Annotated in this window: 17 protein-coding genes; 7 read left to right on the top strand and 10 right to left on the bottom strand. The window is 68.6% G+C overall.

What is annotated here, in order from left to right; all coding sequences use genetic code 11:
* Complete coding sequence (locus tag ACTWQA_RS28560) at positions 1–1,017, bottom strand: ABC transporter substrate-binding protein (RefSeq protein WP_443162151.1); 1,017 nt, start codon at positions 1,015–1,017, stop codon at positions 1–3.
* 283 nt (positions 1,018–1,300) lie between these two features.
* On the opposite strand from ACTWQA_RS28560, the gene ACTWQA_RS28555 reads away from it, so the two are divergent.
* The 3 genes from ACTWQA_RS28555 (at position 1,301) to ACTWQA_RS28545 (ending at position 5,773) form a co-directional block, all read left to right on the top strand.
* Complete coding sequence (locus ACTWQA_RS28555) at positions 1,301–2,641, top strand: family 43 glycosylhydrolase (RefSeq protein ID WP_443162150.1); 1,341 nt, start codon at positions 1,301–1,303, stop codon at positions 2,639–2,641.
* Between the two features lie 149 nt (positions 2,642–2,790).
* Positions 2,791–3,795 carry a BtrH N-terminal domain-containing protein gene (locus tag ACTWQA_RS28550; RefSeq protein WP_443162149.1) on the top strand — a complete coding sequence of 335 codons (1,005 nt, stop codon included), beginning with the start codon at positions 2,791–2,793 and terminating at the stop codon, positions 3,793–3,795.
* Between the two features lie 430 nt (positions 3,796–4,225).
* Positions 4,226–5,773, top strand: coding sequence for a pectate lyase family protein (locus tag ACTWQA_RS28545; protein ID WP_443162148.1), 1,548 nt, complete (start codon positions 4,226–4,228; stop codon positions 5,771–5,773).
* 55 nt (positions 5,774–5,828) lie between these two features.
* Here ACTWQA_RS28545 and ACTWQA_RS28540 read toward each other — a convergent pair whose 3' ends face one another.
* The 4 genes from ACTWQA_RS28540 to ACTWQA_RS28525 all read right to left on the bottom strand — a co-directional run bounded on the left by ACTWQA_RS28540 (position 5,829) and on the right by ACTWQA_RS28525 (position 9,175).
* A complete protein-coding gene (locus ACTWQA_RS28540) occupies positions 5,829–6,866 on the bottom strand; it encodes an agmatine deiminase family protein (protein WP_443162147.1) in 1,038 nt (345 codons plus the stop codon).
* On the bottom strand, positions 6,863–7,831 hold the full coding sequence (locus tag ACTWQA_RS28535) for a nitrilase-related carbon-nitrogen hydrolase (RefSeq protein WP_443162146.1): 969 nt from the start codon (positions 7,829–7,831) through the stop codon (positions 6,863–6,865). Before ACTWQA_RS28535 ends, ACTWQA_RS28540 begins: the two co-directional genes overlap by 4 nt.
* Complete coding sequence (locus tag ACTWQA_RS28530; RefSeq protein WP_443162145.1) at positions 7,828–8,439, bottom strand: TetR/AcrR family transcriptional regulator; 612 nt, start codon at positions 8,437–8,439, stop codon at positions 7,828–7,830. Before ACTWQA_RS28530 ends, ACTWQA_RS28535 begins: the two co-directional genes overlap by 4 nt.
* A 118-nt stretch (positions 8,440–8,557) precedes the next feature.
* Positions 8,558–9,175 (bottom strand): TetR/AcrR family transcriptional regulator C-terminal domain-containing protein, encoded by a 618-nt coding sequence (locus ACTWQA_RS28525; protein ID WP_443162144.1) that lies wholly within the window; start codon positions 9,173–9,175, stop codon positions 8,558–8,560.
* A 143-nt stretch (positions 9,176–9,318) separates the two neighbouring features.
* Here ACTWQA_RS28525 and ACTWQA_RS28520 point away from each other — a divergent pair, with 143 nt between their 5' ends.
* The 3 genes from ACTWQA_RS28520 (at position 9,319) to ACTWQA_RS28510 (ending at position 13,614) form a co-directional block, all read left to right on the top strand.
* Positions 9,319–10,794: an APC family permease gene (locus ACTWQA_RS28520; protein ID WP_443162143.1), complete on the top strand. Its 1,476-nt coding sequence runs from the start codon at positions 9,319–9,321 to the stop codon at positions 10,792–10,794.
* 51 nt (positions 10,795–10,845) lie between these two features.
* Complete coding sequence (locus ACTWQA_RS28515) at positions 10,846–12,417, top strand: amidohydrolase (protein WP_443162142.1); 1,572 nt, start codon at positions 10,846–10,848, stop codon at positions 12,415–12,417.
* Between the two features lie 84 nt (positions 12,418–12,501).
* On the top strand, positions 12,502–13,614 hold the full coding sequence (locus tag ACTWQA_RS28510) for a PP2C family protein-serine/threonine phosphatase (RefSeq protein ID WP_443162141.1): 1,113 nt from the start codon (positions 12,502–12,504) through the stop codon (positions 13,612–13,614).
* Here the strand turns inward: ACTWQA_RS28510 and ACTWQA_RS28505 are convergent.
* From ACTWQA_RS28505 to ACTWQA_RS28490, 4 genes are read right to left on the bottom strand one after another with little or no spacing between them, the layout of a single operon-like run.
* Positions 13,604–14,470 carry a carbohydrate ABC transporter permease gene (locus tag ACTWQA_RS28505; RefSeq protein WP_443162140.1) on the bottom strand — a complete coding sequence of 289 codons (867 nt, stop codon included), beginning with the start codon at positions 14,468–14,470 and terminating at the stop codon, positions 13,604–13,606. The two genes, ACTWQA_RS28510 and ACTWQA_RS28505, sit on opposite strands and share 11 nt — an antisense overlap.
* Complete coding sequence (locus ACTWQA_RS28500) at positions 14,467–15,348, bottom strand: carbohydrate ABC transporter permease (protein WP_443162139.1); 882 nt, start codon at positions 15,346–15,348, stop codon at positions 14,467–14,469. The genes ACTWQA_RS28505 and ACTWQA_RS28500 overlap by 4 nt, the downstream gene beginning before the upstream one ends.
* Positions 15,345–16,589 carry an ABC transporter substrate-binding protein gene (locus tag ACTWQA_RS28495; protein WP_443162138.1) on the bottom strand — a complete coding sequence of 415 codons (1,245 nt, stop codon included), beginning with the start codon at positions 16,587–16,589 and terminating at the stop codon, positions 15,345–15,347. Before ACTWQA_RS28495 ends, ACTWQA_RS28500 begins: the two co-directional genes overlap by 4 nt.
* A gap of 1 nt (position 16,590) precedes the next feature.
* Positions 16,591–17,853, bottom strand: a complete 1,263-nt coding sequence (locus tag ACTWQA_RS28490) for a Gfo/Idh/MocA family protein (RefSeq protein ID WP_443162137.1) — start codon at positions 17,851–17,853, stop codon at positions 16,591–16,593.
* 79 nt (positions 17,854–17,932) lie between these two features.
* Here ACTWQA_RS28490 and ACTWQA_RS28485 point away from each other — a divergent pair, with 79 nt between their 5' ends.
* Positions 17,933–19,084 carry an ROK family transcriptional regulator gene (locus ACTWQA_RS28485; protein ID WP_443162136.1) on the top strand — a complete coding sequence of 384 codons (1,152 nt, stop codon included), beginning with the start codon at positions 17,933–17,935 and terminating at the stop codon, positions 19,082–19,084.
* A gap of 47 nt (positions 19,085–19,131) precedes the next feature.
* On the opposite strand, the gene ACTWQA_RS28480 is transcribed toward ACTWQA_RS28485, so the two are convergent.
* Positions 19,132–22,131: a glycoside hydrolase domain-containing protein gene (locus tag ACTWQA_RS28480; protein WP_443162135.1), complete on the bottom strand. Its 3,000-nt coding sequence runs from the start codon at positions 22,129–22,131 to the stop codon at positions 19,132–19,134.
* Between the last annotated feature and the right edge of the window lie 59 nt (positions 22,132–22,190).

The raw sequence follows: 22,190 nt of genomic DNA, 5'->3' as shown, positions 1-22,190 counted from the left end.
TCAGTCGCCGACGTTCGGGTCCGCGGCCTTGACCGCCGCCGTCAGCTTGTCCAGTTCGGTGGCGAAGTGGCCGTAGGTGTGCAGCCAGTACGCCGGCCACGACGCGACGGCTCCCGCCTTGGCCGCCTTGATCTTGAACCAGGTGGGCTGCTTCTTGCCCCAATCGGCATTGGAGGTGGGCTTGAAGCTACGGCCGTCGAACAGGATCAGGTCGGGCTGGTACTTGTCGACGTTCTCCCAGCTCAGGTTCTCCCAGTACGGGAAGCCGGGGTCCGGGCTGTCCGGGTTGATCACCTTCATTCCCCAGCGCTGGAAGTCCAGCAGTTCGGGGGCGTACTCGGGGTTGGCCACGTACACCTTGTCGTCAGCAGGCGACATCGCGGCCACGGTGAGGCCCGACTTGGCCGCGACCGCTTCCTTGAAGCCGGCGAGCGCCTCCTCGAAGCGCTTCTTGTTCGCGGCGATCTGCGGGGCGTCGACGTCGGCGCCCAGGCTCCTGGCGAGGTCCTCATACCCCTTGGCCAGGTCGACGATCGACTTGCCCTGGGAGACACCCACTACCGGGGCCAGCTCGGCGAGCTTCTTGCTCTTCTCGTCGACGCCTTCCTCCAGGCCGCTGTGCGCCTTCTCCACCGGCCACCAGTCGCCGACGATCAGGTCCGGCCGCAGGGCCGCGGCCTTCTCCACGTCGATCTTGCCCCACTCCTGTCCCAGGATCTCGATGCCGGTCAGGTCGAGATCCTTCAGGTTCGCGTCGGTCTTGACGGACTCGTCGGCGTAGATGCCGACCGGCTTGATGCCGAAGGACATCAACGCGGCCGCCTCGCCCGCGTGCGCGATGATCCGCGTCGGGGTCTTGTCCGCCTTGACGACCTTGCCCGACCCGTCGGTGAACGACCACGGGCCGGAGGGTGTGGCGGAGGCTGCGGTGGTGGTGCCGGAGGAGTCCGCGGAGCCGCAACCGGCGAGCACTACGCTCAGGGCGGCGAGCACCAGGACTGGACGCCATGCGCGCATGGTGGAGCTTCCGTTCTCGTGTCGAGTGATCTACAAAGGTCAACAATTAGGCAAGGCTAACCATAGTTTTCGGCTTTTGGCTAGATCAGTGTGATCGGGCTCACCGGGGGCGAGCCCCGGCCTGGGGGCAGTGCCGCATCGCGAGGCCGGCTAGGGACGCCGAGTCGGAATTTTTCCGGACTATTGACGAAATTTGGATGACTTCGGCAGACTCTCCGCATGCGGCGGGGGCGCTCACGCAGAAAGCGAGCTCGACAGGCTCCGAAGTAGGAGGACGTGACTGATGACGAGTTCCGGCAACGGTGTGCACGTCGGCCGACGGTCCTTGCTGGCCGGAGCAGCCGGCCTGTTAGGGGCGGCGGCCCTGCCCGCGACCGCTGCGCAGGCGACCTCCGCGGAGATCGCGTCGCAGCGGTACCCGTCGAACTGGCCCGACCTCGAGCCCTACGGCCTCGCGGACACCCGGCTGGACCTGTGGCCACGTGCGGACAATTCGCTCATCCTTCCGCTCGAACTGCGCCCCCGCGACAACGAGCTCGGCCGGGTCTGGATGCGCGACACGTACGTCAACTGCTTCGTCGTCAACGGCCGTCCGATGTACGTCGCCACGGGCACCACCCGGGTGTCCGGGCTCGCCGGAGCCGCCCCATGGAACGACGGCATCTTCGTGTGGGTGTCCCCGTCCCTGCGGGGGCCATGGAGGCTGGCCGACACCACCGGCATCCGGCCCGGCGCCGAAAAGGGCAAGGTGTGGTCACCCGAGTTCATCGGCGAGAACCGGCCCGGACGCATGGTCGTCGCGCCGTGGCAGGAGTATTGGCACGACGAGCAGTTCGGCAAGCGAGGCGAGGTCTGGGCTCCGGAAGTGCACTATTTCCGCGGCACGTGGTACATCGTGGCGTGCATGGGCGACCACTCCCAGAAGGTCGGTTCGTTCATGCTTGTCAGTGAGGGCGGCATCGAGGGCCCGTACCGCCTCGTCGAAGGCAATCGCGAAAAACCCTTCGGCGACGCTTTCATCGGCGGACCCGCCTTCATCAAGCCCGGTGCCTACCACCACATCGACGGCAGCCTTTATACCGAGGGCGACGACGCGTGGCTTGTGCTGCACAACCACCTGTACGCGAAGTTCCGGGACGACATGGAAGACATCATCCCGACGACCAACCTCCCGAAATTCCAGCAGACGCCCTACACGCCCGAGCCGTACCTCGAAGGCGCGTACGTCTTCAAGCACGGAGGCAAGTACTACCTCCTCCACGCGGCATGGAACCGAAGGTCGACCACCCCCGACGGCAGCACGCGATACGCCTACGACCCGCCCGGCCCCGGCCGCGTGCAGTATCAGTACGACGCGGTCGTCGCCGTCTCGGACACCTTCGAGGGACCGTATTCCCAGCGGTGGACGGCGGGCGTCGGCGCCGGCCACAACAACTTCTTCAGGGATCGCAGCGGCCAGTTGTGGGCGACGTTCTTCCGCAACCCCAACTTCGGCTACTGGTCCGACCCGTCGCGCATCGCCGACGCCGCCGTGGCCGGCATCGTGCGTCTGGAATGGACCGGCCCGCAGGGCAATCGCCTGTACGTTCAGCGCCGGAATCACGGCCACACGATCAACGATTGACCCAGCCGGCGCTCGCCGAGCCGGCCCCATGAGGCAGGGATCGAACGCTGGACTCTCCCCTTATGGGAGGCCTCATGCTATTTTCCGGCGTTCGGCCCGCACAGCGGCTCCGCACCCGCTGATCGCCCGGCTATCGAGGAGAGCGACGCATGACCATCGTGAAGGGCATCGAGGCTCGCGGCATGCACCACTGCGAGACGACGGCGCTGGGTGTGCTGCTGCGGCATGAGGGACTTGATCTGTCCGAGCCCATGCTGTTCGGGCTCGGCTCAGGCCTGTCCTTCATCTATTGGGACGCCAAGGCAATGGACTTCCCCTTCCTCGGAGGCCGCGTCAAGCCCTTCGAGCTCACCAGGAACCTCGCCGCCCGGCTGGGGCTGACCTTGCGGGTCGAGGAGACCGCCTCACCGCGCAAGGCGTGGGCGAACGTGTCCGCCCGCATCGATGCCGGACTGCCGGTCGGCCTCCAGCTCGACTGCTACCACCTGGACTACTTCCAGTCGAAGGTGCACTTCGGTGGCCATGTCGTCGCGATGTACGGCTACGACGAGCACGATGCTTACCTGGTGGACACCGCACAGCAGGGAGGAGCCGTGCGTACGAGCCGGACGACCCTGGCCATGGCGAGGGCCGAACGCGGCCCGATGACCGCCAGGAACCGCTCCTTCTCCCTAACACTGCCGGCGCACCCGCCCTCCTGGCAGGACCAGATCATCCCCGCGATCAAGGCCTGCGCCGACGCCTTCCTCGCCGCGCCCATCGCGAACCTGGGCCATCGTGGCATCGAGAAAGCCGCCCGCCAGGTGCCCAAGTGGCTGCTCCGCACGGACGAGCCGAAGCGGGACCTGCCACAGGCCGCCCTCCTCATGGAGAAGGCCGGCACCGGCGGCGCCCTGTTCCGCGCCCTCTATCGTGACTTCCTCGGCGAGTGCGCCGGGCTCATCGACGATGGCGGCCTGCGCGCCGGTCACCGGCTGTACGCCGAGGCCGCCGCCCTGTGGACGGACGTGGCCACCTTGATCACGAAGGCCGGCGAGGAGGGCGACGCGGCGTCCCTCGAGCAGGCCGGGGTCATCCTCCACGACCTTTCGCGCATCGAGAGAGATGCCATGCGGGTGCTGCGTGAGATACAACCCGCGGCCGTAGCATCGTAAAACCGCAGTTCGGAGTATCCCGTACACACGAACAATTACTAAACCGAACCGCCGCGCTTTGCCGGATCACGATGGCGCGCCCTTGGCCATCGATTCCGCGCCGGGTGCGTGCCGGCCTTACATGAGCGACTCACGCGACCGATCCGGCCTTGAGACATGCGGCTTGACCTGGCCGGATATTGATCGGCACGGCAAACACCATCCTGAGTTCGCGGTCGTTTGCAGGTTTGTTGCAGCTTTCGTCCTCAGCATTGACACCTTTTGACAGCCGCCTCTATGGTCCGAGTGAGTGGTAAGCGCTTTCCCTGCGGCGTCCGCCTTTGTTGTGGTGGCAGCATGCCACTCCATTTCGCCATTTCCGCGCCGCCAGCGCGCGGATTCGTACGCCCTCTAACCGGTCCCGGCATTCGACGACGAAGGTGAGACGAGGATGAGACGAGCAGTCGCGTTGCGCTTCCAGGCGGCGCTGGCTACGGCGGCCATTGCGGCCGCGATCGGTGTGGTTTTACCGGCAATCCAGGCGTCGGCAGCAACCGGCAGCGCCACCGGCTACGCGACCAGCAACGGTGGGACCACCGGCGGTGCGGGCGGGCAGACGGTGCGAGCCACCACGGGCACCGCGATCCACGCGGCCCTGTGCAGCCGGGCCAGCACCAGCACCCCGATCACCATTCAGGTTGAGGGGACCATCAATCACGGCAACACCAGCAAGGTGTCGGGCACAAGCTGCAACACCGCCGACGGCCTGATCGAACTCAAGCAGATCAGCAACGTCACGATCATCGGAGTCGGCAACGGCGCCGTCTTCGACCAGCTGGGCATCCACATCCGCGAGGCCAGCAACATCATCATCCAGAACGTGACCGTCCGGAACGTCAAGAAGTCGGGCTCGCCCATCTCCAACGGCGGTGACGCCATCTCCATGGAGAGCGGCGTCCGCAACATCTGGGTCGATCACGTCACCCTGGAGGCTTCGGGCGGGGAGTCGGAGGGTTTCGACGGCCTCTTCGACATGAAGGACAACACCCAGTACGTGACCCTGTCCTACAGCATTCTGCGCAACTCCGGCCGCGGTGGGCTCATCGGGTCCAGTGAGAGCGACCTCTCGAACGGCTTCATCACGTTCCACCACAACCTGTACGAGAACATCGACTCCCGCACGCCTCTGCTGCGTGGCGGCATCGCCCACATCTACAACAACTCGTACGTGAACCTCCACGAGTCCGGCATCAACTCCCGGGCCGGGGGCCGCGCCAAGGTGGAGAACAACTACTTCAAGGACTCCAAGGACGTCCTGGGCACCTTCTACACCAGCGAGGCCGGCTATTGGCAGGTCGGCGGCAACATCTTCGACAACGTGACCTGGTCCAGCCCCGGCAGCGAGAACAATCCCGCCGGCCCCAACCCGGTGTCCAACACCACCGTCAGCATCCCGTACTCCTACAGCCTCGACGGGGCCGGCTGCGTGCCTGCCATCGTCGCCCAGACGGCAGGAGCCAACAAGGGTCTGCAGGTGTCGAACGGCAACTGCACGCCCCAGACGCCGACACCGACCCCGACCACCCCTACGCCGTCAGCCACCCCTACGCCGTCAACCACCCCCACCTCCGGCGGGACCAACCTGAGCATCGGGGCAGGCTCCGACGGCTCCAGCAAGGCCGACGGGACCAGCTACGGCAACGTGCGGGACGGCAACCTGAGCACCTACTGGTCGCCGGTCGGCTCGACCGGTGACATCTCGATCAAGTGGAGTTCCGCCAAGACGGTGTCCAGGATCATCATCCGTGAGGCGTCAGGCTCCGCAGGCGCCATAGGGTCCTGGCAGGTCACCAATGGCGGCACCGGCGCCGTCCTGGCCACCGGCAGCGGGGCGGGCGCCATCACCTTCGCCCCGACCTCACTGAGCAAGATCACCTTCAAGATCACCAGCTCGACCGGCACGCCGAGGGTCGCCGAGTTCGAAACCTACGCGGGATAGCAGGACGCCCGTCAGGACAGCACGGTGCCCTCCGCATCCGTGAGGAGCGATGGGCTCATGCCGACCGGGCGGGCTGCTGCTGCGTGATGCAGTGGACGCCGCCGCCCCGGGCGAAGATCTCGCGTGAGTCCACCCCGACGACCGTGCGGCCGGGATAGACCTCGGCAAGGACGTCGAGCGCCTCCGGGTCGGCGGGATCGTCGAAGGTGCACGCCACCACGCCGCCGTTGACGACGAGGTGGTTGACGTAGCTGAAGTCGACGAAACCCCGCCGGTCGCGGAGGGTCGCCGGAGCGGGAAGCCTGACGATCCGGTAGGAGCGGCCGAGCATGTCGGTGGTACGCGCCAGCGTGTCGACGACCTCGGCGGTGACCACGTGATCCGGGTGTTCCGGGTCGCGTTGATCGTGGACGAGCACCGTCCCCGGAGACGGGAAGGCGGCGACGATGTCGACGTGGCCGCGGGTGCCGTAGACCTCGTAGTCCCGCGTGAGGCCACGGCGCAGCCAAATGGCCTGCTCCGCGCCGATCGTGGCGGCGAGCTCGCGCTCCACATCGGCCTTGCTCATGCCGGGGTTGCGTCCCGGGTCGAGTTGCACGGTCTCGGTGACCAGCACCGTGCCGAGCCCGTCGACGTGGATGCCGCCCCCCTCGTTCACCATCGCGGAGGGCAGGTACGCGCAGCCGGCGACGTCGGCCATGGCGGCGGCGACCTTGCTGTCGAGGTCCCAGGAGGCCCATTCCTGCCCGCCCCAGCCGTTGAAGCTCCAGTCGACGCCGCCCAGCCGTCCGTCGGCGTCGAGCACGAAGGTCAGGCCGATGTCGCGCATCCACGCATCGTCGAGTGGCTGCTCGACGATCGTCACCTCACGCGAGAGCCGCGTACGGGCGTCGGCGACGTCGGACGGGTCGACGACCATGATCACGGGCTCGAACTCGAGGATCGCGTGCGCGACCTGCGTCCAGGTCCTGCGGGCGATGTCGATGTCGTCCGCGTTGCCGCCGAGCGCCGGTGAGGCCGGTGGGAACGCCATCCACGTGCACTCGTGCGGCGCGGTCTCGGCCGGCATCCGCCAGCGCATGGGCTCGCTCACGCGGGCACCTCGCCGTAGGGCTTGCCCGGGTCGGCAGGGGCGGTCAAAGGCCCGTACGTGTCGGGCCGGCGGGTGGTGAGGAAGGGGAAGAGGTCAAGCCAGTCGCGCCGCTGCTCCAGGTCGAGGTCGGCCACCAGAACAGCCTCCTCGTCCCGGGGCGCCTGGACGAGGACGCGGCCGTACGGGTCGGAGATGAACGACGAGCCGTAGAACCTCAGAGCCCCTTCGTCGCCCGTCCGGTTGGGGACGACCATGAACGTCCCCGCAGTGATCCCGTTCGCCGCGATGACCTGCTGCCAGAGCGGCTGGGTGTCGAACTCCGGAAAAGCCGGCTCGGAGCCGATCGCGGTCGGATAGACGACGACCTCGGCGCCGGCGAGGGAGTAGGCGCGGGCGAGCTCGGGAAACCACTGGTCCCAGCAGGTAGGAAGGCCGAGGCGGACGCCGTGCAACCGGTCGACCTCGTAGACCGGATGGGGGTCGTCCGCCGGCCCGGCCCGGAAGTAGGTGTCCTCGTAGTATCCATCGGTGACCGGGATGTGCAGCTTGCGCGTACGGCCGACCAGATCCCCCTCCGGGGAGACGAGGATGGCCGTGTTGAAACCGAGCCCGTCCGGGCCGTCGGCCCTTTCATAGACGGACGCGTGCACGAAGACCCCGTGCGCCTTCGCCGCGCCTGCCGCGAACGTGTACGTCGGCCCGCTGGTCAGGGACTCGGCCGTGTCGCCGGGTCGCCCGGTGGCCCGCTCGTGCGCGGGGTATTTCGCCAGGGTCAGCTCTGGCAGGAACACCACCTCGGCGCCCGCACTCGCCGCGACGCCGATGGCGTCGGTGAGCGCACCAGTGAGCTCGTCGGGGTCGGGACGCCAGGCGTGCTGCACGAGCCCGACACGCAAGGGTGACCGCTGCGGTGTGCGGACCCGGGCAGGCGACGGCGGCGGGTTCAGCCGGGTGAGGACCTTCACGATGTCTCCTTGAGCCGTGGTGGCGACAACGGGTTCGGACGGAGGTGCACCAGACGGGCCGTGGCCTCGGAGAGCAGGCCGTGTGCTTCCTCGACGGTGAGCTCTCCGGCGAGCCAGCGGTTGGCGAGGCCCTCCACGAGCGCGGTCAGGATCGTCGCCGTCCGCGTCGAGTCGGAGGCCGCGGCTGTCCCGTCGTCGTTCTGGACGGCCGCCACCGACCGGGCCACCTCCTGGATCCAGGCGGACGTGGTGCGGCGCAGCGGCTCCCGGAGCTCGGTCTCGAACACGGCGAGGGCACGCAGCTCGTTCCAGGCCGCGGAGTTCTCTCGTACTTCCGTGTCGTCGTCGATCTCGGACAGGAGCTGCTGCTCGAGTTTCGCGAAGGCCGACAGGCCGGCGTCCGCACGCCGGGCGCGTACGTCGTTGGCGTGGGCGTTGATGTAGTCCAACGTCGCGCTGAGCAGCCCGGAGCGGTCGGTGAAGTGGTAGTAGAGCAGGCCGGGGGAGACGTCGGCCTCCTCCGCGACGTCGGTGACGCGCAGACCGCGGACGCCGTCCCGGGCGATGCGCCGCGCGGCCGCCCGGAGGATCTGGGTGCGTCGATCCATCAGACGCCGGCCTCCTCGTCGATCAACTGGCTCGTGGACCACGAGCGCCATCCGGGCAGTGTGTCCCAGCCTGAAAATTCAGTCAAGCCCCCTGGTGATGCCATCGCATCAGGCCGTTTCAGGCCTGCGCCTGGGTGTCCAGCATGTGGCGAGCGTGCCTGAGGAAGCCCTCGAGGGCCAGCTCGAACGCACGGTCTGCGCGGTTGTCGCCGATCGCGTCAAGGGCTTCGGCCAGGCGCGGGGTGGCCGCGTCGTCGGCGATCTCCCACATGGTCTCGGGAGCGGCGAGGTCGAGGGCCGAGCCGAGCACGAGGTTCTCCAGGGCGACGATGACCGGCATGACGTCCGGCAGCGGGAAGCCGGCCTCGAGGAGCAGGGTGACGGCCCGCTCGTACTGTTCGAGGACGCGTGGGGCGCGTACGGGTGAGGTCATCAGCATCGGAATGGCCCGGGGGTGGGCCGCGAAGGCGGCGCGATAGGACCGGGCCCAGGTCATCAGGGCCGCGTCCCAGGGCCGGATGTCCAGGGCGGTGATGTCGATGCGCTGCGCGATCCGCTCACGGAGCAGCTCGACGATGCCGTCCCGGCCGTCCACATGGTGATACACCGAGCCGGTCTGCACCCCGAGGCGGCGCGCGATCTGGGGGACGCTGAACTCGCCCTGCGCGTCGACGATTTCCAGCGCGGTGGTGGTGATGCGCTCCCGGTCGAGCAGGGGTGTGCGCGGCCGTCCCATGGTCGGTGTTCCTCCTGGAGGGGCTTCCCTAAATTCTGGAGATGAGGTTACATTGCGGAAACCGAAAGCCTTTAGGTTAATTGGCGACGGACACCCCACACGCCCGCCTCCCTGTCTTCACCCCCAGCTAGAAGGGCTTCTCCATGCCCGTTACCCACTCCGCGTCCAGCTCCGGTGGGAGCGCCACGGCCCCGGCCCCATCCCTGCGCTCCGGCTCGCTCGGAACCACGGACATCGCGTTCTTCGTCATCTCCGCCGCCGCCCCGCTCACCGTGATGGCCGGCGTCGCGCCTCTCGCGATCATGCTCGGCGGGATCGGCGCCCCCACCGGCTACCTCATCGCCGGCATCACCCTCGCCGTCTTCGCCGTCGGCTTCACCACCATGAGCCGCCACGTCCGCAGCGGCGGCGCCTTCTACGCGTACATCACCCGTGGTCTCGGCCGCACAGCCGGGATCGGAGCCGCGCTGCTCGCGCTGGTCGGCTACAACGGCATGGAGATCGGCGTCTACGGCCTGCTCGGCTCGGCCACCCAGGGCACCGTCCAGGCCCTGTTCGGGGTGGACATCCCCTGGCTGCCCATCTCGTTGGCGGGGCTGCTGCTCATCGGCTACGGCGGATACCGGTCCATCGAGTTCGGCGCCAAGGTGCTCGGCGTCCTGCTGGTCGCGGAGATCGGCATCCTCGTCCTGCTGGCCGGCGGCGTGCTCATCAAGGGCGGCGCGAGCGGACTGTCACTCGCCTCCCTCGGGCCGGGCAACGTGCTGGTGCCCGGTACGGCCGCCGTGCTGGCGTTCGCGTTCGCCGCGTTCACCGGCTTCGAGTCGACCGTCATCTACCGTCGCGAGGCCCGGAACCCCGCCCGCACGGTGCCGCGCGCGACGTATCTCGCCGTCGGATTCCTTGGCCTGTTCTACGCGTTCATCGTCTGGATCGCGATCCAGGCGTTCGGTGACGCGCAGGTCGTCGCGGCGGCCGGCGCCGATCCTGCCGGGCTGTTCTTCTCCGCCATCACGACGTACGTCGGGGCGTGGGCGGCCGACCTGATGCACATCCTCATCGTCACCAGCGTCCTGGCCTCCCTCCTGGCCTTCCACAACGCCATCAACCGCTACGGCCTCGCCCTCGCCGAGGAAGGAATCCTGCCGAAGGCGCTGGGCCGCGTGCACCCACGCCACGGCTCCCCTTACGTCGCCGGTCTCGTCCAGACGGTCCTCGGCGCCGTCGTGGTCGTCGCCTTCGCCGCGGCCGGAGCCGATCCGTACGGCCAGCTGCTGCTGTGGGTCAACACGCCCGGCATGCTCGGCCTGATGGCGCTGCAACTGCTCGTCGCGCTCGCCGTGCCGTTCTACTTCCGGCGCGTCGGCCACCGGGAAGGCGTGCTGCGCACCGTCGTGGCTCCCGTCGCCGCGGCGGTGCTCCTCACCGCCGCCATCACGCTGGTGATCACTCACCTCGACCTCTTCACCGGCGCCTCCGCGACCGTCAACACCCTTCTCGCGGCCATCGTCCCCGTCGTCTTCCTGGTCGGGCTCGCGCTCGCCTGGCGGCTGCGCCGTGCCAGGCCTGAGGTCTACGCGCACTTCGCGGCCGAGCCGCCGGCCGACGCCGGCGACTGACGCCACGCGCCTCCGCCACACCCCGCGACCAGCCAAGGAGACTCTCCCCGCATGTCCACCGCCGACCTCGTCATCACCGGTGCCCGCGTCCGCACCCTCGACCCCGGGCGTCCGTATGCCTCCGCGGTCGCCGTACGCGACGGGCTGATTGCCGCCGTCGGTGACGCGGGGGACGTCGCCCCCTGGCGCGGACCCGGCACGGAGATCGTTGACCTGGCCGGCGGCTGGCTGGTGCCCGGCCTGGTCGACAGCCACAGCCATCCCGTGTGGGGGCTCGAGATGGCCACCGGTCTCGACCTGACCGAGGTCCGCGACCTCGACGGGCTACGGGCGGCGCTCACCGGGGCAGAGCGAACCGACGGCTGGGTCGTCGGCTTCGGCCTGGACCACAACGTCTTCGGCGGCCGGCCCATCGACCGCGCGCTGGTGGAGGACGTCCTGGACGGTGCCCCGGCCTTTCTGCGCCTGTACGACGGCCACTCGGCCCTCGTCACCGCGGCCGCGCTCAAGGCGGCGGGCATCACCGGCCCCCGGGCGTTCGCCCAGCGCTCGCACATCGCCACCGACGCCGGCGGACGGCTGACCGGACATCTCGTCGAGCACGCCGCGATGGACCTGGTCACGGCCGTCCTGCCCAAGCCGTCGTCCGCGGAGCGGCGCGTCCGCCTGCTCGAGCTGCTGTCCGCCATGGCCGCCACCGGACTGACCGGGGCCCACGTCATGGACCTCGGCGACCTCGGCCTGGTCGACGCCATAGCGCAGGAGAGCGTCCTGCCGCTGCGGCTGCGCTTCGCCCCCTGGTGCATGCCCGGCGACGGCAGCGAGGCGCTGGAGGAACTCATCACGCTGCAGAGCCGCCGGGGACGGCACTGGCAGGTCGGCGGGGTGAAGCTCTTCATGGACGGCACAGTGGAGGGCGGCACGGCCTGGCTGGAACATCCGGACTGCCACGGACAGGGCACCGAAGCGTTCTGGCCCGACCCCGCCGCCTACAGCAACGCCGTGCGCTTCCTGCACCGCGCCGGGGTGCGGACGGCCACCCACGCGATCGGGGACGCGGCCGTACGCCACGTTCTCGACACCGTCGAATCGCTCGGGCCCGGCGGCCGCCTCGCCCATCGCGTGGAGCACATCGAATCGGTGCCCGACGACACGGTGGCACGGTTCGCCCGCCTGGGCGTCATCGCCTCCCTGCAGCCACCGCACACCGGCTACACCCGCGCCGACCGGTCCGACGAATGGTCCGTCCGGCTGGGGGAGGCGCGCGCCTCCCGGGCCTGGCGCCTGCGGGACCTGCGCGATGCCGGCGCGGTCGTCGCGCTCGGCTCGGACTGGCCCATCGCCCCCTACGACGTGCGCGCCGTCCTGGCGACCGCACGCACGCCCCGGGGCGCGGCCTCCTCGCGGCCGGGACTCTCGGGCCTGCAGGCCCTGGAAGGCTGCACCACACACGCGGCGCTCGCCGCCGGCGAGGCCGCCATCGCCGGCCGCATCGCCGAAGGGTTCCGGGCCGACCTGACCGCGCTGGGGCTCGACCCCGTCGAGTCGCCCCCTGACGAAGTCGCCGAGGCGCCGGTACGCCTCACGGTGACCGGCGGGCACGTCGTCCATCGCGGCGCCTGAGCCAGGCGTTCCCGTTCAAGGTCATCCAGCTATCGTGCCTGCATAGCGGCATCGTGAGAGGTCCGTCTGGGCACGATCACGATCGTGAGGGATGACGGAGACCGGCGCGCACTCTCGACGCCGCTATTGGCCGCGGGGATCGTGGGCGTCACCGTGGCCGTGGTCGCGCTGGACGTGTTCGCGGCGACGGACGTGCGGCTGCCACCGCTACTGATCTTCCTGCCGGCGATCGTCGCGGCGCTGGGCACCGTGCGGCAGACGGCCGCCGCGTCGGCGTGGGTGGTGCTGGTGGTCGCGGGCACCCTGGCCTACCTGGGCGAGAGCCTGGACGACAATCTGCTGGCGACCGGGTTCACGGCGGTGTTCGGCGTGATGGCCGTGCTCGGGTGCCGGTATCGGGTGCGGCGTGAGGAGGAGGTGCGCCGGCTGCGCTCCGCGGCGGCCGCGCTGCAGCGGCAGATCGTGCGCCCGCTGCCGCTGCGCACCGGTGACGTGGTCGTGGACGGCCTCTATCAACCGGTGGAGGAGGACGCGATGGTGGGCGGCGACATGTACGAGGTGGCCGACTCGCCGTACGGCACCCGGGTCCTGATCGCGGACGTGCAGGGCAAGGGACTGCCGGCGATCGGCACCGCACTGGCCGTGCTGGGGGCCTTCAGGGAGGCGGCGTACCGCGAGGAGACGCTCACCGGGGTCGTGGACGCCATGGAGTCGGCCGTGGCCAGACAGAACGCCTTCGCCACGCGGACCGGCGACCACGAGCGGATGGTCACCGCCCTGGTGCTCGACATCGGGCAGGCGTTGGGGGTGGAGGCGGTCAACTGCGGGCACATCGCGCCGTACGTCATCCACGACGGCGACGCCTACCAGGCGGAGCTCGACGAGCCGGATGTCCCTCTCGGCCTGGCGGGGCTGGCGGCCGGGCCGCGCCGCGGCACGCGGTTCTCCTTTCCCGAGGGGGCGACGCTGCTGCTGTGCACGGACGGCGTCACCGAGGCCCGCGATCGCGGCGGCGCGTTCTATCCGCTGGAGGAGCGCCTGCGCGGGTGGGCCCTTGCGCCGCCGCCCGCCGACCTCGCTGAGACGCTGGACGCCGACCTGCGGCACTTCACGGGGGCGGCCCCGCGCGATGACGTCGCGATCCTCACGGTGAGCAGGGCGTCGAGCCGGGGTGCACGCGGCGGGGTCATCTGCTGATGCCGGCCGTCATGCCCTCGACGATGCGGCGGCCCAGCCAGACGTAGAGCACGATCATGGGGTAGACCAGGATCACGATGCCCGCGAACATGCCGCCCCAGTCAGAGCTGTATTGCATGCTGCTGTATAAACCGAGGAGGGCGGCAGGCAGGTTGCGTTCCTCGGGGAGCGGGGCGATCAGCAGGGCGAGCAGAGTCTCGTTCCACAGGCCCATGACGTTGAGCACCAGCACGGTGGTCAGGCCCGGCCTGGCCACGGGCATGATGACCTGGACGAACGCGCGGAGTGGACCGGCGCCGTCGATCTCGGCCGCCTCCTCGATCTCGTGCGGCAGCGAGCGCATATACCCGGTGAGCACGAACACCGCGAAGGGCACCGACAGCGCCACCTGGAAGACCAGCAAGGTGATGCGGTTGTCCCACCAGCCGGTGACCCAGTCCTCCATGAACGTGTAGACCGACAGCTTGACCACGACGATCGGCACCAGGATCGTCTGCAGCGGGATGCTCAGTCCCATCGCGAAATAGCTGATCGTGGGGCCGGCGACGCGCCGGCTCGAGCGTGCCAGCACATAGGCGGCCGGGGCGGACACCGCCACGATCACCACGGCGCCGAACCCGGTCAGCATCACGCTGTTCAAGGCCGCGGCGGAGAATTCTGCCGCCTGCCACGCCGAGCTGAAGTTGTCCCATCGCGGGGTCTCCGGCAGCGCGAAGGGATTCAGCCACACGTCCCGCGAGTCCTTCAGTGACTGCATGCCCACCCACCCGATCAGGGCGAGGTTGAAGGCCACCCAGGCCCACAGCGCGACGGCCGTGGCCCGGGGCAGCAGGATGTCCCCGATCAGACGTCTCATGACAGCTCCACTCGCTCACGCCTGGTGATGCGCCGGGTCAGCACGATCAGCACGGCCGTCACGAGCAGCGTCATCACGCCCATGGCCGCCGCGCTTCCGAGGTCCGGCAGGCCGGCGCCCTTCACCACGATGTACTGCTGCACCGCGATCGTCCGGGCGGGGATCGGCGGTGCGGCAGCGGTGCCCGCGGTGGTGAAGGCCAGCACGATGTCGAAGATCTTCAGGCTGCCGACCACCCAGAGTACGGCGGAGACGGCGAAGACGTCCCAGGTCAACGGCAAGGTGATGTGCCAGAACTGCTCCCATTTGGTGGCCCCGATGAGCTGGGCGTCCTCATACACGTGCGCCGGGATGGCGTCGGCGGCCGACATCATCAGCGCGACGTAGAAGCCGGTGCTCGACCAGACCAGCCCACCCACGATGCAGCGCAGCACCATCTCGGGGCCGAGCCAGGGCTGCGGGTCCAGACCGAACCACTCGAGCACGGTGTTGACCGCGCCCTCCGGGTTGAGCAGGAAGCCCACCGCCGCGCCGATCGCGATGATCGAGATGACCATCGGCAGGAAGACGACGGCCCGGATGAAGGCCCGCCCCCTGAGCTGCCTGAGCACGACCATGGCGAGGAAGGTGAAGCCGAAGATCAGGGCGCCGCCGACGATGGCCATCACGAAGGTGTTGGTGAAGGCCGTGGCGAAGACCTCGTTGTGCAGCAGCGCCACGTAGTTGTCCAGCCCGCGCCAGGTCATCTCCGAGCCGGGTCCCGACCATTTGGTGAGACTGACCCAGATCCCGAACAGCGAGGGCGCGACGAACAGCAGGGTGTAGACGAGGAGAGCGGGTAGCAGAAAGGGCCAGAAGGCCCGTTCGTAGGTCTTCACCCGTTCGCCAGGTGCTCGGCCGTGCGCTTCTTGCCCTCGCGGACGAACGTGGTCGCGTCGATCTTGCCGGAGAGCAGCTTGTCGCTCAGCGGCAGGAACATGTCGCCCCACCAGGTCTTGTCGGCACCCGCGTAGTCGTAGCTCAGGTGCGTCTCCTTGGCCTCCAGCACCGCCTTCTGCACGTCGGCCATGTGTGCGGGCGCGGGCACGTCACCGCGCGAGGGGATGTTCAGCGCCACGGTGGAGATCTGCTCCATGTACTTCTTCTGCAGCGCGAACGCCAGGAACTTCTTGGCCGTCTCGACGTTCTTGCCCTTGGCGTTCACGCCCCAGCCGAGGGTTCCCACCTCGATGGATCTCTTGCCGCCTGCGGGGATCTGGAACGAGGCGACCTTGAAGCCGGGAGCCAGCTGGGGCTGCACCTCGCTGGCCAGCCAGGTGCCGTTGAGGTTCAGGTCGTAGGTGCCCTGCGCCCAGGCGTTCTGCGCGGCGGGGAACTTGGTCGCCATGAAGTCCCGCTGGAAGTAGCCGCCCTGGGCGAGTTGCTCGACCTTCTTCGCCGTGTCGAGCACCTGAGGCTTGTCCCAGTTGGCGGGATCCTTGGCCAGCTCGGCGAGGCTCCCCGCGCCGTTGGCGCCCACCAGCAGGGCGTAGAACCAGTAGACGTTGTAGAAGGCGATGGTGCCGTCCTGGCCGATCGGGGTGCGGCCGGCCTTCTTGGACTCATCGAGGAAGGCGATGAACTCCTCCCAGGTCTGCGGGTTCAGCCCGGGGTGCTTGGCCGCGTCATACCAGACGGCGGTGGAGATGATCGTGTGCGGAACGTAGGCCAGGCCGTTCTTGCCGGAGGAGGCCCGCCGTACCGGCTCGGGGAGCACCTCCTTGACCGTCTTGCCCTCGCCGGGGACCTGCGCGTTCTCCAGGTCGTCCAGCGGGCCGATGATCTGCTGGGCGGTCAGGGTGTCGATGTCGCCGGTGGTGGTGTCGAACAGGTCGGGGCCCTGGCCGGAGGCCATCTCGGCGTTGAGGTTCTCGTTGCCGGTGCGGCCGACGAACTTCAGGTCGACCTTGGTGCCGGTCTCCTTGGCGAAATCGTCGAGGATCGTCTTGATGATCTTCGCCTGGGGCTCCGCCGCGCCCCAGGACGAGCGGTAGGACAGGGACTGCTGGGCGGGTTCGCTGCTGTTCTTCTTGCCGCAGGCGGCCAGGCCGAGGGCACCGATCAGGAGGAGAGCCGTCATTTTACGCATGGTGGGGGGCCTTTCCTATCGAGACGACGGTTCGGGTGTGCCTGGCTTGTTCCGCGGCCCAGACCACCCGGTGCGTGGCGAGGCTGGCCTGTGCGTCGGTCGAGACCAAGCCCGGATTGTTGTCGCGGACAGCGGCGACGAACGCCTCCAGCAGCGCCCCGTCACCCCCTCCGTGCCCGGAGGCGGCCGAGGCGTCCGCCCCCGCGAGGGCGTCGATCACCGACACCTCATCGGTGAGGAAGTCGTGGACGCGGAGCGTCTCGCCGTCGCACTCGATGGAGCCGTGCGTGCCGAAGATCCTCGTCTTCCTGTGCTCGAGCGCGCCGAACGCGGTCATGGTACAGGTGGCGCTCGTGCCGTCGGCGAACTCCATGATCACGACCTGGCTGTCGACCACGTCGTTGTCGCAGGCGTAGACGCATCTGCCGTACGGGCCCTCACGCAGCGCCGTGAGCACGCCCTCCTCGGTGAAGTCGCGGGTGATCGCGCCGAGCGGCCAGATGTGCCGGTCCGGATCGGCGAGGCACTCCATGTACAACTGCCTGGCCGAGTAGGGGCAGGTGGGTTCGATCGAGCAGTCCAGGCACCGGTCGGCAGCCCCTGCCGGCCTGCTCTCCTTGGTGAAGTGGACGAGCTTGCCGAAGGAGGAGACCCGCTCGGGCACCTCACCCTTGATGTGCACGATCCAATCGAGGTCATGGCAGGCCTTGGCGAGTAGCATCGGGGCCGACTCGGCCTCGTTTCGCCAGTTCCCCCGCACGAAGGAGTGTGCCTGGTGCCACCAGCCGACCTGCTCCAAGTGCTGGATGTTCATGATCTGGCCGATCCTGCCCTCGTCCAGGAGCTCCTTGAGCATCCTGGTGTAGGGCGCATAGCGCAGCACATGGCAGACCGCCAGGATCACGCCGTTGCGGTCGGCGGCCGCGGCGATGGCCGCGGCGTCCTCCTCCGTCGGCGCCATCGGCTTCTCCAGCAGGATGTGGTAACCCAGCTCAGCCGCTCGTACGGCGGGCTGGAGGTGCAGGCGGTCCTGCGTGGCCACGATCACCGCGTCGGCCAGCCGCTCGCCGGCCAGCAGGTCCCGCCAGTCGGCGAAGGCGTGCTCGGCGGGGATGCCGTGCTCGGCCGCGAAGTCGGCCCGCCTGCCCTGGTCGGGCTCGGCCACGGCAACGACCTCGGCCAGCCCGCCTTCGCGGGCCAGCCTGGCGTAACCGCTGCCTCGCAGGCCCGCCCCAATCACGGCAAGAGTGACCATCAACATCCCCTACGCGTAGTACATTACTAATGAAGGATGTTTTTATTTCTCTCTGCCAGTATCTGTCAAGGGGGCCAGCGTGACAATCCGTGGTGGCGACACCTCGCGGCTTCGCCGGATCAATCTCGTGACGACGCTCCGCACGGTGCGCTCGCAGGGGCCGCTCGGGCTGACCGACCTCGCCAAGCGGGCCGCACTCTCCAGGCCGACCGTCGAGGGCCTGGTCGAGGAGCTGCTGGCGGCGGGCTGGCTCAGGGAGCTGCCACCGGAGAGCGGCCAGATGGGGCGGCCGGCCAGGTTGTTCGCCTTCCACGCGACGGGCGGCCACGTGCTCGGGATCGACATCGGCTCCTACACGCTCAGGGCCAGCGTCGCCGATCTGGAGGGCACGGTCGTGGCCGCGCACGACGAGCAGATCGCCTCCACCGCCGGCCGCGCCGAGCGCCTGGCGGGACTCAGGACAGCGATCGCGGCCGCGCTGGAGGCCGGCGGGCTGACCGCCGACGGCATCGCCGCTGTTTGCGTGGGCACCACCGGCGTGGTGACTCCTGAAGGCGTGGTGAAGCTGTCGGTCGGCCTTCCCGAGTGGACCGGCGTCGATCTGGCGGGCGAGCTGCGCGCCGACTTCGACTGCCCCGTGCTGGTGGAGAACGACTGCAACCTAGCCGCGCTCGCCGAGCGTTGGCGCGGCCAGGCCGGCAGCGTCGACGACCTGGTGTTCGTGCTGGCCGGCGTGCGCACCGGTGCGGGCATCCTGGTCAACGGCAAGCTGCACAAAGGCGCCAGGGGCGGCGCGGGCGAGATCGGCGCGCTGCCGCTGCTCGGCTGGCACCGCGCGCCCGTCCATCTCACCGGCTTCCAGGGCCTGCCGCCCGGCACGCCGGCACGGGACGCCGCCGCCCAGGTCTTCGCCGCGGCCAGGTCCGGCGAGCCGGCCGCGCAGTGGGCGGTCGAGCAATACGCGCGCGACCTGGCGGAAGGCATCGCCGCCCTGGTGCTGACCGTGGATCCCGAGCTGGTGGTGCTCGGTGGTGGCGTCTCGCGCTCGGGCGACGTGCTGCTTGGGCCGGTGCGGCGGCACCTGGACCCGTTCTGCCTCGAACCTCCCGCGGTGGCGATCTCCGATCTGGGGGAGCAGGCTGTGGTCCTGGGTGCGATACGGCGCGCGCTCGATCGCGTCGACGCCCGCCTCTACGACTTCGACGCTCCCCTCCCGAAGCCGTCCTCTTGACGATGAGGGCCCCTCGCCTGACCCGGGCGACGGGCCCTCATCGGCGGCTACCTGGTCTGGCTGCTGGTCACCGAACGCAGAGCAGGCAGGTTGTAGAGCTCCAGCTCATAGACGGCATACATGCTCCAGCGGGTGTAGTTCGCATCGTTGATCTTCAACCGCAGCTTCCTGACGCCTTGCAGGTCGGGAAGATCGGCAACCGAATACTCCATGACTCCGTCGTCATCGTCGTGCGTCCACCGGAACGCGACGCCCCGCGCGGCGGTCGTCCAGTCGCTGCCGTTGGCCGAGACCTCGACGTCGACGTCGGTCAGGCCCTGCGGAATGCCGCCACGGGTCGCGACCACGAGCGTGTTGAACGCCTTCGGCTCGTCCCAGTCCAGCACGATCTCGTGCGGGAACGGGTTCGCGTCGGTGTAGCCCTGCTTGGCGGCGAACATCGTGCCGTATTCGCCGTCGGCCATCTTCTGCGGGCCGTATTGCACGCCGCCCTCGCCATCTCGGGCCGCCGACGCCGACACCGCCGAAGAGCTGCGGGCGATGTTGGCCTCCGCCGTGTTCACCGCGCCCTTCACGAGCGTGAGCCCATAGGCCTTCGAGGTCTTGCCATCGCTTGCCAGCGTGCGGATCTCGACCTTGTTCTTGCCGTTCGCCACATTGACGTCGACGGTCGCGCCGTTGGCGACAGCGCTGCCGTCGACGGTGATCGTGCCGCCGGCGTCGGTCAGCGTCGGGGTCAGGGCGACGGTGCTCGCCCCCTGGTTGACGAGCAGCGCATAGTCGCCGCGATGCCCCTCGAAGGTGAATTCCGCGACGTTGGTGAGCTTCAGGTCCTTCAACGTCGCGTCGAAGTGCTGCTGCCCGGGCGCGAGATGCACGCGGAATCCGTCGAACCGCACCTCCTTGTTTTCGAGGTTGGTGATCTCGATCCGGTGCTTGCCCGGTGTCAGCCCGGTCTTTCGATAGGCGGTGACGCGGTCGTAGGGGACCGCCTCGTAGAGGTCGATCACCGTCGCCGGCCCACCGTCGACCGACACGGACGCCTTTCCGGTCGTCGTGTTCTTCTCGAAGAACGCGTCGATACCGGTGCCCTCGAACGCGTAGGTCGCCTTGTCGCCGGCCGTCTTGCTGAGGTGGACACTGCCGAGGTAGGCGGACTGCCGCTGCCGAGGCGCCCAGCCGGCTGAGTAGCCGATGCTGCCATCGGTGCTGTCGAGCAGGAAGGTGTTCGGAACGTCCTGCCCCTCATAGGGGCTTGTCGGCTGGGGAATCGCGCCGACGGCCTCACCGGCGGCCGCCCGCACGAGGTAGCTGTGCAGAGTGTCGAGATAGGCCGGGTCGAGCGTGTAGCGCCGCGGGTCATCCGGGCTGATCGCGCTGTCGACGATCTGTTGCGCCAGGACCGGGTTGCGCTTGCGCAGGATGTTGAGCAGCTCGTAGTCCTCGAGACCATCGCGATGTGCCTCGAGCCGCAGGCTGCTCTTCACCGTCATGTTGGCCTTGTCGGGATAGACGATGTAGGAGTCGCCCTTCCACGGGCCCACGTACCACGCGTTCCACGCCCAGTGCAGATGGCCCTGCACGCCCTCGCGCTCGAGGTCCCAGAACAGCATGCGGCCGGTCATCGTCGGCTGCGTCCAGAACCGGTTGAGCCACGGGGGAGTGTTGACCTCACACGTGTAGACCCACAGGTCCTGACCCGCGGCCTGCTGTGCCTTGTAACCGGCCTTCTTGTGCTCGAATGCCGGCGTCAGCGGAACCCAGGTGTCGACATAGGGCTTGGTCCTGTCGTCGAGCAGGATGCCGTCGGGGTCGGCGTCCATGGTGCGGAAATCGGCGCCGATGCCGGCGTTGATCTGCTGAATCTTGCGCGCGACATAGGTCCAGAGGTTGCGCTGGTCGGCGGTGATGGGCTCGTCGCGAATGTGCTGATACCACGTCAGGCCGCTCGTCCAGCCCTTGCTCTTCAGGTGCTCGTGCAGCGCGGTCAGGTAGTTCGTCAGGAAGGCGTCGGTGACCGCCAGGCTGTCCGGCAGCTGGGTGTTCCAGCTGTCGCTGGGCTTTTCGTTGTCCGGCATCTTGTTCAGCGCGTGAATGAGATGCTGGTTCGCGAAGTTGGTGATCCCGTGCCGCTTGAACGCCTCGACGTAGCGGTCGAAGTTCGTCCAGTCGATGTCGTCCGGGATTCCCTTGACGAATTCCGACAGCTCCGTGCCGGTGGACTGCAGGAACAGGTCCGTGCGGAGCCAGACCATGTTGGTGCGATATTCGGCGAGCTTGCGTGCGAACTCGTCCATGAGGTCGAACCACGCGTCGCTGTAGGTGTCGACGCCGTAGTAATACTTGCCGACGTCGTAGGCCTGGGCGGTCGCGGCACCGTTCCAGCTGAAGCCGTCCCAGGTGAAACCGTTCGTCATCGTCCAGTGGTAGTTGGTGAACGGTGACTTGTCGATCGTGGGGATCTCGACGTTGCGCACGCTGAGCTGGATCGGGACCGAGTAGTCCCCCCGGCTCGTCTCGACCGTCGCCGTGCCGCGATAGGTGCCGGGCGCCGTGCCGCGTGGCACGAAGCCGGTCACGAAGACGGGCTGAGTCTGGCCGGCCTCGACCCAGGTCGCCTGGTCGTTGGACAGCGGGTCTGGCATGGGCGACTCGGGATAGAGCAGGTTGCCCTCACGGTCGGGGAAGAACGGGTTCGCCGCGACTTTGCCGTCGTCCTTGTAGGCGACGAAGCGGTAGCTCAGGTTGGCCCTCGCGATCCGCTGCTTGCCGCCTGCGGATAGGTCGCCGAAGCGGACGCGCTCGACGCGCAGCCGTTCTTTCGCGCGCACGGCGATCTGCGCGCTCTCGTATTCACCGCGGGCGGCTACGAGGTTGATGGAGGTGTTCCGGCTCTGGGGGACCGTCGTCGTGCGATAGACGGTCTTTTGCGGACTCTCGACCCATAGCTGCGCAGCGTTCGGACCGGCCATGGCCGCCGGCGTGAAGGGTGCGAAGGGTGCGAGCAGCAGGGTAACGCAGAGTAAGGGGATGGCTCGATATCGCATGGCCACTTATCATGGATTCTTGTTTAAGTCTGGTCAAGAGTGTGCGGGCCTCCGGCGAA

The sequence above is a fragment of the Nonomuraea sp. 10N515B genome (assembly GCF_052245915.1).
In the GTDB taxonomy this organism is placed as follows: domain Bacteria; phylum Actinomycetota; class Actinomycetes; order Streptosporangiales; family Streptosporangiaceae; genus Nonomuraea.
The sequence above is the reverse complement of the archived record's forward strand: the minus strand, read 5'-3'. Positions and strand labels throughout refer to the sequence as shown.